The sequence below is a fragment of the Mesorhizobium sp. P2_C7 genome (genome assembly GCF_056404515.1).
In genome coordinates this window covers 151,125-164,014 of sequence record NZ_JBFUDW010000004.1, presented here as the reverse complement: position 1 = coordinate 164,014, position 12,890 = coordinate 151,125, and the positions used below count along the sequence as shown (strand labels likewise).

At 63.7% G+C, this 12,890-nt stretch carries 13 protein-coding genes; 8 read left to right on the top strand and 5 right to left on the bottom strand.

Going from position 1 to position 12,890, the window contains the following annotated elements:
* Window positions 1-4 precede the first annotated feature (4 nt).
* Both AC1D2G_RS10730 and pobA read left to right on the top strand, forming a co-directional pair.
* Window positions 5-1,057 (top strand): 3-carboxy-cis,cis-muconate cycloisomerase, encoded by a 1,053-nt coding sequence (locus AC1D2G_RS10730; RefSeq protein ID WP_477413816.1) that lies wholly within the window; start codon window positions 5-7, stop codon window positions 1,055-1,057.
* A complete protein-coding gene (gene pobA, locus AC1D2G_RS10725) occupies window positions 1,057-2,229 on the top strand; it encodes a 4-hydroxybenzoate 3-monooxygenase (RefSeq protein ID WP_477413814.1) in 1,173 nt (390 codons plus the stop codon). The genes AC1D2G_RS10730 and pobA overlap by 1 nt, the downstream gene beginning before the upstream one ends.
* Here pobA and AC1D2G_RS10720 read toward each other — a convergent pair.
* Entirely contained in the window at window positions 2,226-2,624 is a 399-nt protein-coding gene (locus AC1D2G_RS10720; protein ID WP_477413812.1) for a GFA family protein, read from the bottom strand. The two genes, pobA and AC1D2G_RS10720, sit on opposite strands and share 4 nt — an antisense overlap.
* A 341-nt stretch (window positions 2,625-2,965) precedes the next feature.
* Complete coding sequence (locus AC1D2G_RS10715; RefSeq protein WP_477413810.1) at window positions 2,966-3,430, bottom strand: NUDIX hydrolase; 465 nt, start codon at window positions 3,428-3,430, stop codon at window positions 2,966-2,968.
* Between the two features lie 187 nt (window positions 3,431-3,617).
* On the opposite strand from AC1D2G_RS10715, the gene AC1D2G_RS10710 reads away from it, so the two are divergent.
* On the top strand, window positions 3,618-4,151 hold the full coding sequence (locus AC1D2G_RS10710; protein ID WP_477393868.1) for a sterol desaturase family protein: 534 nt from the start codon (window positions 3,618-3,620) through the stop codon (window positions 4,149-4,151).
* Window positions 4,152-4,175: 24 nt separating this feature from the next.
* Here the strand turns inward: AC1D2G_RS10710 and rsgA are convergent, their stop codons facing one another.
* Window positions 4,176-5,186: a ribosome small subunit-dependent GTPase A gene (rsgA, locus tag AC1D2G_RS10705; protein WP_477413808.1), complete on the bottom strand. Its 1,011-nt coding sequence runs from the start codon at window positions 5,184-5,186 to the stop codon at window positions 4,176-4,178.
* Between the two features lie 427 nt (window positions 5,187-5,613).
* On the opposite strand from rsgA, the gene AC1D2G_RS10700 reads away from it, so the two are divergent.
* Window positions 5,614-6,648: a LacI family DNA-binding transcriptional regulator gene (locus tag AC1D2G_RS10700; protein WP_095080950.1), complete on the top strand. Its 1,035-nt coding sequence runs from the start codon at window positions 5,614-5,616 to the stop codon at window positions 6,646-6,648.
* A 10-nt stretch (window positions 6,649-6,658) separates the two neighbouring features.
* Here the strand turns inward: AC1D2G_RS10700 and AC1D2G_RS10695 are convergent, their stop codons facing one another.
* On the bottom strand, window positions 6,659-7,603 hold the full coding sequence (locus tag AC1D2G_RS10695; RefSeq protein ID WP_477413806.1) for an alpha/beta hydrolase: 945 nt from the start codon (window positions 7,601-7,603) through the stop codon (window positions 6,659-6,661).
* Window positions 7,604-7,613: 10 nt separating this feature from the next.
* Window positions 7,614-8,750 (bottom strand): Gfo/Idh/MocA family protein, encoded by a 1,137-nt coding sequence (locus tag AC1D2G_RS10690; RefSeq protein ID WP_477413804.1) that lies wholly within the window; start codon window positions 8,748-8,750, stop codon window positions 7,614-7,616.
* A 187-nt stretch (window positions 8,751-8,937) separates the two neighbouring features.
* Between AC1D2G_RS10690 and AC1D2G_RS10685 the strand changes: the two genes are divergently transcribed.
* Genes AC1D2G_RS10685 through AC1D2G_RS10670 form a run of 4 tightly spaced genes read left to right on the top strand, consistent with a single transcriptional unit; the run spans window position 8,938 to window position 12,881 of the window.
* Entirely contained in the window at window positions 8,938-10,284 is a 1,347-nt protein-coding gene (locus tag AC1D2G_RS10685; RefSeq protein ID WP_477413802.1) for an ABC transporter substrate-binding protein, read from the top strand.
* A 4-nt stretch (window positions 10,285-10,288) separates the two neighbouring features.
* A complete protein-coding gene (locus tag AC1D2G_RS10680; protein WP_477393860.1) occupies window positions 10,289-11,221 on the top strand; it encodes a carbohydrate ABC transporter permease in 933 nt (310 codons plus the stop codon).
* A complete protein-coding gene (locus tag AC1D2G_RS10675) occupies window positions 11,218-12,054 on the top strand; it encodes a carbohydrate ABC transporter permease (protein WP_457151421.1) in 837 nt (278 codons plus the stop codon). Before AC1D2G_RS10680 ends, AC1D2G_RS10675 begins: the two co-directional genes overlap by 4 nt.
* Before the next feature lie 5 nt (window positions 12,055-12,059).
* On the top strand, window positions 12,060-12,881 hold the full coding sequence (locus AC1D2G_RS10670) for a sugar phosphate isomerase/epimerase family protein (protein ID WP_477393858.1): 822 nt from the start codon (window positions 12,060-12,062) through the stop codon (window positions 12,879-12,881).
* Window positions 12,882-12,890: the final 9 nt, after the last annotated feature.

Here is a 12,890-nt window from a genome sequence, read left to right as displayed (position 1 = left end):
CGCCATGACCGTTTCGCCCTTCGACCATCCATTGCTCTCCGCTCTTCTGGGCGACGAGGAAGCGAGCCGGCATTTTTCCGTCGAGGCGGAAATCGAGGCGATGCTGGCCTTCGAGCGCGCGCTGGCGGAAGTGGAGGCGGAAAACGGACTGATCACGGGGGAGGCGGCAGCAGCCATCGTGGCGGGGCTCGGCACATTCCGGCCCGACACCGCCTTGTTGCGCGCCGGTGTCGCCAGGGACGGCGTCATCGTGCCGGAACTGGTGCGCCAGATCAGGGCGGCGGTCGGCGAACCGCATGGTGCCTCCGTTCATTTCGGCGCGACCAGTCAGGATGTCGTCGACACAGGCCTGATGCTTCGGCTCAAATCCGTCGTCGAACATCTTGGCCTCCTGTTGACCGAAACCGGCATGCGCCTCGCCTCGCTCGAAGAGCGCTTCGGGGGCAGGGCGCTGACCGGGATCACCCGCATGCAGAACGCTATTCCCATCCGGGTATCGAATCGCGTGGCAGCATGGCGGGCGCCGCTGCAACGGCATCAGCAGAGATTGTCGGAACAGTCGAGGCGCCTGTTGGTGGTGCAGTTCGGCGGCGCCGCCGGCACTCTTGAAAAGTTGGATGACAAGGGGCCGGCGGTGCGGGCCGCCTTCGCGGCAAAGCTCGGCCTTGCCGATGCGCCGCAATGGCATAGCCAGCGCGATTCGCTCGCCGATTTCGCCGGCTGGTTGTCGCTGGTGACGGGCAGCCTCGGCAAGTTCGGCCAGGACATTGCGCTGATGGCGCAAGGCGGCACCGACATCGAACTATCTGGCGGTGGCGGCTCGTCGGCCATGCCGCACAAGCAGAATCCGGTAAAGGCCGAGGCGCTGGTGGCGCTTGCTCGTTTCAACGCCACGCAGCTTTCCGGCATGCATCAGGCGCTGGTGCATGAACAGGAGCGCTCCGGTGCTGCCTGGACGCTGGAATGGCTGCTGCTGCCGCAGATGGTCGTGGCGACAGCCGCGTCGCTGCGCCTTGCCGCCGAACTGGCCGGGCAGGTCGAAAGCCTGGGACGCTGATGCGCACACAGATCCTCATTATCGGGTCAGGACCGTCCGGCCTGCTGCTCGGCCAGCTTCTCGGCACGATCGGCATCGAGACGGTCATTTTGGAGCGCGCCAGCCGCGAGCATGTTCTCGGCCGCGTGCGCGCCGGTGTGCTCGAACAGGGTACCGTCGAACTGCTGGAGGAAGCGGGTGCCGCGGCACGGCTGCACGCCGAAGGGCTGCCGCATTCCGGCATCTCGCTCGCCTTCGACGGACGCCTGCACCGCATCGACATCGAGGCGCTGACCGGCGGCAGGCATGTCACCGTCTACGGCCAGACCGAAGTGACGCATGATCTGATGGACAAGCGCGATGCGGCAGGCCTGACCACGATCTACGAGGCGGCAAACGTCACGCTGCACGATTTCGACGGCAAGGCACCTTTTGCCACGTATGACAAGGACGGCGTCACCCATCGCATCGACTGCGACTTCATCGCCGGCTGTGACGGCTATCACGGCGTCAGCCGCAAATCGGTGCCAGAGCGCGCGCTGAAAACCTTCGAGCGCCACTATCCGTTCGGTTGGCTCGGCGTGCTGGCGGAAGTGCCGCCGGCCGATCACGAACTGGTCTACGCCAACCACGAGCGGGGCTTTGCGCTGTGCTCGATGCGCTCGACGCATCGCAGCCGCTACTATGTCCAGTGCCCCGAGGGCGACCGCGTCGAGGCGTGGTCGGACGACCGCTTCTGGGATGAGTTGCGTCGCCGTCTGCCGGAGCAGACAGCGGCAAGCGTGGTCACCGGGCCTTCCTTCGAGAAGTCGATCGCGCCCCTGCGCTCCTTCGTTGCCGAGCCGCTGCGTTTCGGCCGGCTGTTCCTGGTTGGGGACGCCGCCCACATTGTGCCGCCGACCGGCGCCAAGGGCCTCAACCTCGCCGCCAGCGATGTACGCTACTTGTTTGCCGGTTTGCGCGACTTCTACCGCGACAAATCGATGGCCGGCATCGATGCCTATTCAGGCAAGGCGCTGGCCCGGGTCTGGAAGGCGGTACGCTTCTCCTGGTGGATGACGACGATGCTGCACCGCTTTCCCGACACCGGCGATTTCGGTCAGCGCATCCAGGAGGCCGAGCTCGACTACCTCGTACACTCGCGTGCAGCGTCGACCGCGCTCGCCGAGAACTATGTCGGCCTGCCTTACTAGTTTTTCGTATAGTCAGGCCCAAACCGTGTCGGCAGGCCGTCGGCGAGTTTCAACCAAGGGAGCTTCTCCTCAAAAGCGACATGCAGCGTTGGTGCAAATTTTTCCGGCTCCTCCATCGCTGCGGCAAAAAAATGCATGACACCGGACATGTTCTTTGAGCGGAAGGACAGCGGCGAGCCACATTTCTCGCAAAATGTTCTTTCCACACCGGGAGAAGAGTTGAATACCTTCGGCGACTTACCCAGCCATCGCCATTGGCTGTCCAAGACGCCAATGTAGGTGGTCATCGGCGCAGAGCATTGCCGCCGACAACTTTCACAATGACAGCTCACGCATGCTTGTGCCGGGCCATCGACTTCGAAAGCAATAGCGCCACATAAGCAATGACCGCGCATGCAAATTCTCCTTGAGTCAGCTGACCTGACCAATAATTTGTACCGGGAGTAGTGAGAAAGTCGCCATGAAGATGCGCCGAGCTGGCGCTCAATTGCGACACTCGGCGCTAGCGACTGTTCTCGCGTGCGCGAGGAGTTGCTTTGAAGCTGCATTCAGTGCCAAGCGGCGCCTTCTTGACGAGCATGGTCTTGGCGGCCATCAGATTGTCGCTTCGCTTTTATGAGTTCGCGGCCTGATGCATGTCGCCCAAAAGTGGTCCCGGTCTTGGGACAACGACATGCACAAAACAAAGCCTTGAAGCGCGGCGCGCTTTAAGCGCCGCACCGCCGGCGATTATCGTTCAGCGTTGCTGCCTGGCAAGATCCGACAGCATCGGTCGCTGCCCCTTGAGGATCTTGACCTCGGCCTCGGGCAAGGCGAACCAGCCGGCTCTGTCGACTTCCGGGAATTCCTTCATCGATCCCGACCTTGGCGGCCACTCCATGGTGAAGGTGTTGCTCCTGATGGCTGCCACATCGATGTCGATACGCGCCTCGACGGACCACGCCACGACGATCTTTCCACCCGGCTGCCTGTAGTCGCCGAGCCGCGTGAAGGGACCATCGACCTTGATGCCGAGCTCTTCCTCGGTCTCGCGTCGCGCCGCCGTCAACTCGTCCTCGTTCTCATCGACGAGGCCCTTCGGTATCGACCACGCGCCATCGTCCTTCTTCGCCCAGAACGGTCCGCCCGGATGAACCAGCAGCACCCGAAGACCGCCGTCGTCTTGGCGGTAGATCAGCAACCCCGCACTACGTTTTGCCATTTTTTAATGTCCGTTTGTAAAGCTGATTGCGAAGGCGGCGGTCCACCGATTCCCTGGTCATGGGCGCCGACCTTGCGCCGAATGATTGCGACGCTATGTCAGGTGCGACTGCATTGCTCCTCACCCGCGAGTCCGGCAATCTGACCATCGCTTATTTGGCGGCTCGAAGGCTAGATGAGGCGTGACGATGCAACTCGGTCTTATTGGCTACTACAGCGACTTCGTGGCGTACCCGCTAGTGATCGCCGTGCTGGCAGTGGCCGGGCTGATCGAGGCCGGCGAAGACAATGCGCCGGGCTGGATAGTCACTGTCGTCGCCTGCCTCTTGCTCTGGACGCTGACCGAATACGTCCTGCACAGGTTCGTCCTTCACCACATTCCCTACATCAAGGACCTGCATGATCGTCATCATGTCGAAGAGCGCAGTTCGGTGGGCACGCCGACCTGGCTCAGTCTGGGAGTGCATGCGCTGGTCGCATTTTTCCCGGTCTGGATGATTTCAGGTTTCGCCGCCGCAAGCGCTGTAAGTTGCGGACTGATGCTGGGCTACCTCTGGTACATCAGCGTCCATCACATGATCCATCATTGGCACCCCTCCCATCCGAGTTATCTCTACACACTCAAGCGCCGTCACGCCGTGCATCATCATGTCGACGAAACGGTCAATTTCGGTGTCACGTCCATATTCTGGGATCGTGTTTTCGGCACGGCGCGGCTCTGAAGCCAGGGGCAGTGCCTCGGTCGTTCAACGCCTTTTTCCGCGACCGCCGGGGGATTTGGCTCCGCGAGGTCCGCTCTGAACCGGCGTGTTGCTCTGGTTTTCGTCGGACAGTTTTCGCCAGCGGGCAAGACGCTCCGGATCGAGCGTGCCTGCCTTCAAGGCGGCCTGCACCGCGCAGCCCGGTTCATGCACGTGTGTGCAGTCGCGGAACTTGCAGAGCGGCGCGAGCTCGGTGATTTCGGCAAACAGCGTGTCGATGCCGTAGGCGACGTCGCTGACCTGCAGCGTCCGCATTCCCGGCGTATCTATCACCCAGCCGCCACCCGCAATGGCATGCAGCGACCGCGACGTGGTGGTGTGGCGCCCCTTGGCGTCGTGTTCGCGAATGTCTCCGGTCTGTTGCGGTAAGCGCTGGGCCGATCCGGCCAGCGTGTTGACCAGCGTCGATTTGCCGACGCCGGAGGAGCCAATCAGCGCGACCGTCTGGCCGGCACCGCACCAGGCGGCGAGCGCGGTTGCCGCATCCGATGTGCGCGGGTTCAGCGTCACCACCGCTAGGCCGCGCTGCAGCGCGGCAGCCTGCCGCTGATACGCCTCGGCGTCGGCCGCGGTATCGGCCTTGGTCAACAGGATCACCGGCGTCGTTCCAGCCTCGTTGGCCAGCGCCAGATAGCGCTCGAGCCGGGCCGGATTGAAGTCGGCATTGCATGAGGTGACGATGAACAGGGTGTCGACGTTGGCCGCTGCCAGCTGCGGCACCCGACCGCCCTGGGTGCGGCGTTCCAGCACCGTCTTGCGGGTCAGGCGGCGCTGCACAAGCCGGTCATGCGCGTGGACGAGCACCCAGTCGCCGACGGCGTAGTCACCGGTGTTCGCCTGCGCCGGCAGCGTCAGATCGATTGGCCCTGCCCGGGACAGGCCGGTCAGGCGGTCGCGATGGACCGTGGCGATCCGCGCAGGGACGAGATTGGCTTCGCCGGGCTCGAGCTGGTCGCCGAAAAAATCCGTCCAGCCCAGGCTGGCGAGAGATGGCATGGAAGGATCCGTCACGGCTTTGACCGGGGGTACGGCGTCGCAGACATCGGACAGGATCCCTGGCAGGTGGGGCGTGAACGGGGCGGGGGCGATTGCCCAGCCGTGTATGGGCGGCACGGCGGCATTTGGCAAGCCGGACCCTTGCCGATGGCCCGCGCGGCAAGCATCTAGTCGGAACCTATCCCGTCACACGGCGATCTGGAATCCCGCCGCACGGACGGGAGCCTTCGTTCTGATCGAGGAATGGCATTTTTCATATCGTCAACAAATAAATTGACGCTCGTAATGTTTTCGCGCTGTACTGGAAACTGTGAAAATTGACTGAATAAGTTCGGCCAAGCATTGCCGCCCTCGGACAACGGCCGCATGACTGGTGACGGCGGATCGTTCCGATCGGCGGGTGTGGGCAAGAGGGACCTGACGTTCGATGGCGGAGAAGACGCACCGCACGATGGATGATTTTGCCCGGGCATGTGGCGTGTCCCGGCCGACGCTGTCGAAATATTTTGACGATCCGGCGAGCGTGAAGCCGGCCACGCGGGCACGCATCGAAGCCGCGTTGCGTTCTTCGGACTATCAGCCGAATCTTTTCGCCCGCAATCTCAACCGCAAGCGCACCCGCAACATTGGCATCGTCGTACCGACGATCACCGACCCGTTCTATGCCGAGATGGTCAGCCGCATCGAATTTCGCTGCCGCGACGAGGGCTATTGGCCGATCGTCATTTCTTCGCATGGCTCGCAGAAGCTGGAGGCGGAATCGGTCAGGACGCTGCTGTCGCTTAAGGTCGCCGGCGCGATCATCGCGCCGCTCGGCCTGGCCTCTGACCGTAACGTTTTCGACAAGCTCGGGCAGGACATTCCGATCGTCTATTTCGACACCTATATCGAGGGTGACACGCCCTTCGTCGGCAACGACAACCACCAGAGCACGTCGACCATGGTCGACTATCTCAACCGGTCCGGAGAACCGCCTGTCTATGTCGACATTCCGCATGTCAACCACAATTCGGGAGAGCGGCTGCAAAGCTACATCGCGACGATGAAAGTCGCCGGCTTGGAACCGGTCGTCATCGACGCGGCGCGCGACTACACCTGGGACTTCGAGCGCATCGGCCATGAATGGATGGAAAGGACACTCGATGTTGGCGGTCTGCCAGGCCGCACCATCCTGTGCGCCAATGATCGTCTCGCCTTCGGCGTGATGGCGGCCGCGTTCTCGCGCGGACTGAAGATCGGCCGCAGACCTGACTGCGATCTGCGCGTTGCCGCGCATGACGATCATCCGCTGAGCCGCTACACCTGTCCGGCACTGACCACCATGGCACAGGATTTCGCCGCCATGGCAGGCCGCAGCGTCGAGATCCTGCTGGCCCTGCTGGACGAGGCCGAACCGCCAAGGCAGGGCATGGCGCAAAGGGTCAAGCTCGGCGCGACGCTGGTGATGCGTCAGTCGGCCTGAGCGTGCAGCTTCAGCGATCCTTCTCGAACTGGCGCCAGGCCGCCACCGCCTCGGCCACCGCTTGCCGCGCGGCGGGGATATGGCGCGCCATCGAGACGAAGCCGTGGATCTTGCCCGGCCATTGCCGCAGGACCAGCGGCACGCCCGCGGCTTGCAGGCGTTCGGCATAGGCTTCGCCTTCGTCGGCAAGGATGTCGCAGCCGGCAAGTGCGACGAAAGCCGGCGCGACTCCGCCGAGATCGGGCGCCAGCAAGGGCGAGACGCGCCAGTCCAGAATGTCCGCAGGCGTTCGCACATAGTGGTCGCGGAACCATGCCATGGTGGTTGCGGTCAGCCCGAAACCGTCGCCGAAACGCCGGTAGCTGTCGGCCGTCTGCCGCGCATCGGTGTTGGGATAGATCAGGATCTGTGCGGCGAGGGATGGCGCCAGCCCATCGCGAGAAAGCAGCGCCAACACGGCGGCGAGATTGCCGCCGGCGCTGTCGCCGGCAACGCCGATACGGGATGGGTCGATGCCGAGAGCGGCTGCGTTCTGCGTCATGAAACGCAGTGTTGCCAGGCAATCCTCCAGCCCGGCGGGAAATTTGTGGTCCGGTGCCAGGCGATAGTCGGGACAGACAATGACGGCGCCGCCGAGATTGGCCAGCCAGCGGCAAATCTCGTCATGCGAATCGAGGTTGCCGACGACCCAGCCTCCGCCATGCAGGTAGAGCAGCGCCGGCGCTCCGCTTTGCGGTGCGCCTAGGCCGCGATGGATGCGGACCGAGATGGGACCGTTCGGCCCTTCGATCCGCTGTTCCAGGGTCGCAGCGACCGGTTCGCGCTCGCCCTGCAGTGTCGGGAACGAGGCGTTGTAGGCGGCCCGCGCCGCCGCTACGTCCCCATTCTCGAACGGCTCTCCGCCGGCCGCGCGGCCGATTTCGAGGACGAGCAGCGCATCCGGGTCGAGTGTCATCGTCATATCCTCAGGCAAGCAGGTCGGTTGCCTCTTCCTCGGTCAGCAGCGCAGGCTGAGTGACGTCGCCCGCGACCATCACCGAGCCTTGGCCCTCGCCGGAACGCAGGATCGCCTCCATGATCTCAAGCACATGCAGCGCGAGGTTGCCGGAGGCGCGTGGCGTGTTACCGGTTTGAAGCGAACGTACCAGATCGGCGACGCCGAGCATGCGGTAATTGGCGCGGTCGGGCGCCGCATAAGGCCAGTTGCGGGCGCCGTAGAGGTCGCCTTCGCTGGCAAAGTCCTTCCAGTCGGCGCCGCGCTCGGACAGCGACACGGTGCCGCCGAACGTGTCGGGATCGGGCAGGCGCAGCGAGCCCTCCGTGCCGTGCAGCTCGATCGGATGGTTGGAGTGGCGAAAGACATCCCACGAGGCGCCGAAGGTGACCGTCGCACCGGAGCGGAATTCAAGCAGCGATAGCACGTTGGTCGGCGTGCCGACCTTGAATGTGGTGTTCTTGAACGGTCCGTCGGCGGTGATCAGCCTTTCCTCCTGGCCGCGCGTCGCCATCGCCATGACGCGTTCGACCGGGCCAAGCAGGTTGAACAGCATGGTCAGATAATAGGGGCCCATGTCAAACACCGGGCCGCCGCCAGGCTGGTAGTAGAATTGCGGGTTGGGGTGCCAGTGCTCCATGCCGCGGCCCATCATGAAGGCGGTGCCGGTGACCGGACGGCCAATGGCGCCGGCGTCCATCAGCCTGCGCGCGCGGCGTCCGGCAGCGCCGAGGAAGGTGTCGGGCGCCGAGCCAAGCAGCAGGCCGCGCGACTTCGCCTCGCTGACTAGCCGTTGTCCGTCGGCGGCCGAGGTGGCAAGCGGCTTTTCGGTGAAGACGTGCTTGCCGGCCGAAAGCGCCGACACAGTGACGTCGAAATGCACGGCGGGAATGGTGAGGTTGAGAACCAGGCCGATTTCGGGATCGGCAAGCAGGGCATCGACGCCCATTGCCCTGATGCCGTATTCGCGGGCCCGCAGGGCGGCCGCGTCCGCGGAGATGTCGGCGCAGGCCTTCAACTCCACGCCTGCAAAAAGTGCTGCGTTGCGCATGTAGGTCATGGCGATGTTGCCGCAACCTATGACCCCTACACCAAGCTTTTCCATCATTCCTCCAGTCGGCGTCCGTCCGTCAGGATCGGCGATTCTTCGTTCACGTGGCCATCCTTCGCCCACGTCATAAGCATATTGATGCACCATTATGCAGTTTAAATCTTGACGCGCGACAATTTTTTATAAATCATGTGCGAAGTTGGACGGGCGGGAGTGGCTGCCGTCAACTCTGGGAGGACTACACATGGACGAGTCAAGGAAGGGGCCGCGCAGCGGTTCCAAGTCGATTGGGCATGTCACCATCGCCGATCGCCGGCAATTTCTCATCGGTTCCGCCGGCCTTCTCGGCGCGGCGGCTTTCGGGGCAGGGACGTCGCTCGGCATTGGCCGGGCTCGCGCCCAGAGCCGGGCCGAGATCAGCTTCGCCAGCGCCGCCTTCTTCGGCAAGGAGACCTTTGGCGACCTGATCAAGGCCTTCAACGAATCGCAGGACCGCATCCTGATCAAGAACATCGAACTTCCGCCCCCGAGCTCCTCGACCGAGGTCTACCAGGGCCTCGTGCAGCAGCTCGCCCGCCGCACCGGCACGCCCGACGTCTTCAGCCAGGACGTGATCTGGATCGCCGGCTTTGCCGCCGCCGGATGGGCGCTGCCGCTGGACGAGTATTTCCCGGCCGACAAGCGCAGCGCCTACTTCACCGGGACCCTCGATGCCTGTACCTATGGCGGCAAGCTCACCGCCCTTCCCTGGTTCATGGATTCGGGCATGTTCTATTACCGCAAGGACGTGCTGGAAAAGCATGGCGGCAAGGTGCCGGAAAGCTGGGCCGACATGGCGACCATTGCCGCCGCCGCGCAGAAGGCCGGCGACATCGATTACGGCTATCTCTGGCAGGGCAAACAGGCCGAGGTGCTGGTCTGCGACGCGGTCGAGATCATCACCTCCAACAACGGCGCCATCCTGGCGCCCGACGGCAAGTCGTCGCTGATCAACCAGAAGGGCGCGGTAGAGGCGATCCAGTTCCTGCACGACACCCTCGCCACCAACAAGATCAGCCCGAAGGACGTGCTGTCCTGGGACGAGGAACCGTCGCGTCAGCCCTTTACCTCGGGCAAGGCGATGTTCATGCGCAACTGGTCGTATGTCTACCCGATCGCCCAGGACGCCAAGGCTTCCCAGGTGGTCGACAAGGTCGGCGTCGCGCCGCTGCCGTCGTTCCCCGGCGGCAAGAGCTCGGCCTGCCTCGGCGGCTACCAGCTCGGCGTCAATGCCAACTCGAAGCAGCGCGAAGCCGCGATCGAGCTCTTGACCTGGCTGTCGTCGACCGAGGTCCAGCACCGCATCGCGCTGAACTTCGGCCTCGCACCGACGCGGCCGGCGCTGTTCCAGGACGCACAGATCAAGAAGGAACAGCCGTTCATGGCCAGCCTGGAGAAAGTCTTCACCGGCGCCACGGCGCGGCCGATCACGCCTGAATACGCGAAAGTGACGCTTGCCTTGCAGTCCGGCATCTCCAAGGCGCTGGTCTCCGGTAATGTCCAGGCCGAGATGGACGCGACGGCGGCGCAAATCGACAAGATCGTAGGCTGAACCAATGTCCGCGGCGGCCACCATTCCCAGTGTCGGCCGGCCGCGGCGTCTCGGCAAGGCGCTTCCGGGCGCCTTGTGGGCCTTGCTCCTGCTGACGCCGGCCTTCGTGTCGCTGGCGTCGGTCTCCTTCTACCCGATCGTCAACGGGCTCTACCTCTCGCTCACCAACACCTCGCTGATCACGCAGGAACAGGATTTCACCGGCTTCTCCAACTATGTCGAGCTGTGGGGCGACCCGCAGTTCTGGAATGCGTGGTGGCACACGATCTGGTTCACCACCGCTTCGACCGTGCTGGAGACGGTGATCGGGCTCGGCATGGCGCTCATCCTGTGCGAAGCCTTCAAGGGGCGGGGGCTCGTCCGCGCGGCCATGCTAGTGCCGTGGGCGATGCCCACCGTCGTCACCTCCAAGATGTTCGGCTGGCTGTTCGACGGCCAGAACGGCATCATCAACTACATCCTCCTGCATGCCGGGCTGATCGACCAGAACATCAACTGGTACGGCTCCACCGACACGGCGATGATCACCATCATCATCGCCGATGTCTGGAAGACGACGCCGTTCATGGCGCTGCTGCTTCTGACCGGGTTGCAGACCGTGCCCAATTCGCTGATCGAGGCGGCGCGCATGGATGGCGCCAAGGGTTGGATCACCTTCTGGTACATCCGCCTGCCGCTGTTGATGCCGACCTTGCTGATCGCCGGCCTGTTCCGCGCGCTCGACGCCTTCCGCGTATTCGACCTCGTCTACGTGCTGACCGGTGGCGGCCCGGCCGATTCGACCGAAACGCTTTCGACGCTGTCCTACAAGGTGCTCTTTTCGACGCTGCAGTTCGGCTACGGCTCGGCCGTCTCGACGGCGATGTTTGCCACCGAGGGCATCATCGCGCTGGTGTTCTGCCTGTACCTCGTCCGCCAGATCAGGAGAGCGCAATGAACGACACGCGCTCGCCGCTGCAGACCTTCGCCATCTATCTCGGCGCCTTGCTGATCCTCGTCTGGTCGGGCGGTCCGTTCATCTGGCAGTTCTCGACCTCGTTCCAGCTTGACAAGGCGCTGACGTCGGGCTCGCCATCGCTGATCCCGGATCCCTTCACGCTGGAGCACTACTACAACGCCTTTGTCGAGAAGCAGCTTCACCGCTACGTCTGGAACTCGCTGGTGGTCTCCCTGGCAACGACGTTCCTCTGCCTGTTCGTCGGCTCGCTGGCCGCCTTCGCGCTGTCGCGGCTCAACATCAAGGGCCGCTTCGGCATTCTGATGGTCATCCTTTCTGTGTCGATGTTCCCACAGATCGCGCTGGTCGGCCCGCTCTATCTGGTCGCCACCAATCTCGGCCTGCTCGACACCTACACGGCGCTGATCATCACCTACCTGGCGCTCGGCCTGCCGCTGGTGACCTGGGTGCTGTTCGGCTATTTCGAGACGCTGCCACGCGAGATCGACGAGGCGGCGCGCATGGATGGCGTCAGCGTGCCCGGCCTGCTTTGGCGCATCATCCTGCCGATGTCGCTGCCGAGCCTGGTGACCACCGGCCTGCTCGCCTTCATCACCGCGTGGAACGAATTCCTGTTCGCGCTCGCCTTCACCTCCAACATCGATCGGCAGACGATACCGGTCGGCATCGCCAACTTCACCAACCTCTATTACGTCCCCTGGGGTGACATCGCCGCGGCTTCCGCCGTGGTGACCGTGCCCTTGATCCTCCTGGTGCTGTTCTTCCAGCGCCACATCATCGAAGGACTGACCCAGGGCGGCGTCAAGGAATGAATGACATGACGGAGACGAAGCTCAAGGTCGGCTGCCAGACCTTCACCTGGGAAATGCTGGGCAAGGGCTGGACCGGCGGCCCCGACGATCTGTTGAAGGCGATAGAAGATGGCGGCTATGCCGGCATCGAGATCACCGACACCATGATCGGCCGCTACGCCGACAGGCCGGCTGAATTCGCTGCCGCGCTCGACGCCCGAGGCCTCAACCTCGTTTCCTTTGCCTTTGGCTCGAAGAGCGGTTTCACGTTGAAAGAGGCGCTGGCAAGCGACCTCGAAGCCGCCCGGCGCTGGACAGGCTTTGCCGCGAACTTTCCCGGCGCACTGGTATCGATCGGCTCGGCGACCGTCGTCTCCGATGGTCCGCGCGAAGACAAGTTCGCCATATCGGCCGAATTCTACAATCGCGCTGCCGAGATCGGCCGCAAGACCGGTGTGGATGTCGCGGTGCATCCGAGTTCGCACCACAACACGCTGCTCTTCGACCGCGCCGAATACGACACGATCTTTGCCTTGCTCGACCCCGATCTGGTCGGCTGGGTGCCGGATACCGGCCACATCCTGCGCGGCCACAAGGACATGCTCGACACGCTGCGCACCCACCGCGACCGCATCCGTTACGTCCATCTCAAGGACGTCGACGCCAAGGGCAAATGGGCCATGCTCGGTCAAGGCGTCTGCGACACCCCGGCGGTCATCGAGATCGCCGGCACCGCGCCGCGTTTCACCGGCTGGCTGGTGCTCGAAGAGGAATCCGACACCGCCGCCGCGGACCCCGCCGGCGCGGTCAAGACCAACCGCCAAACAATGCGCAGCTACGGCGCCTGAAGAACGAGA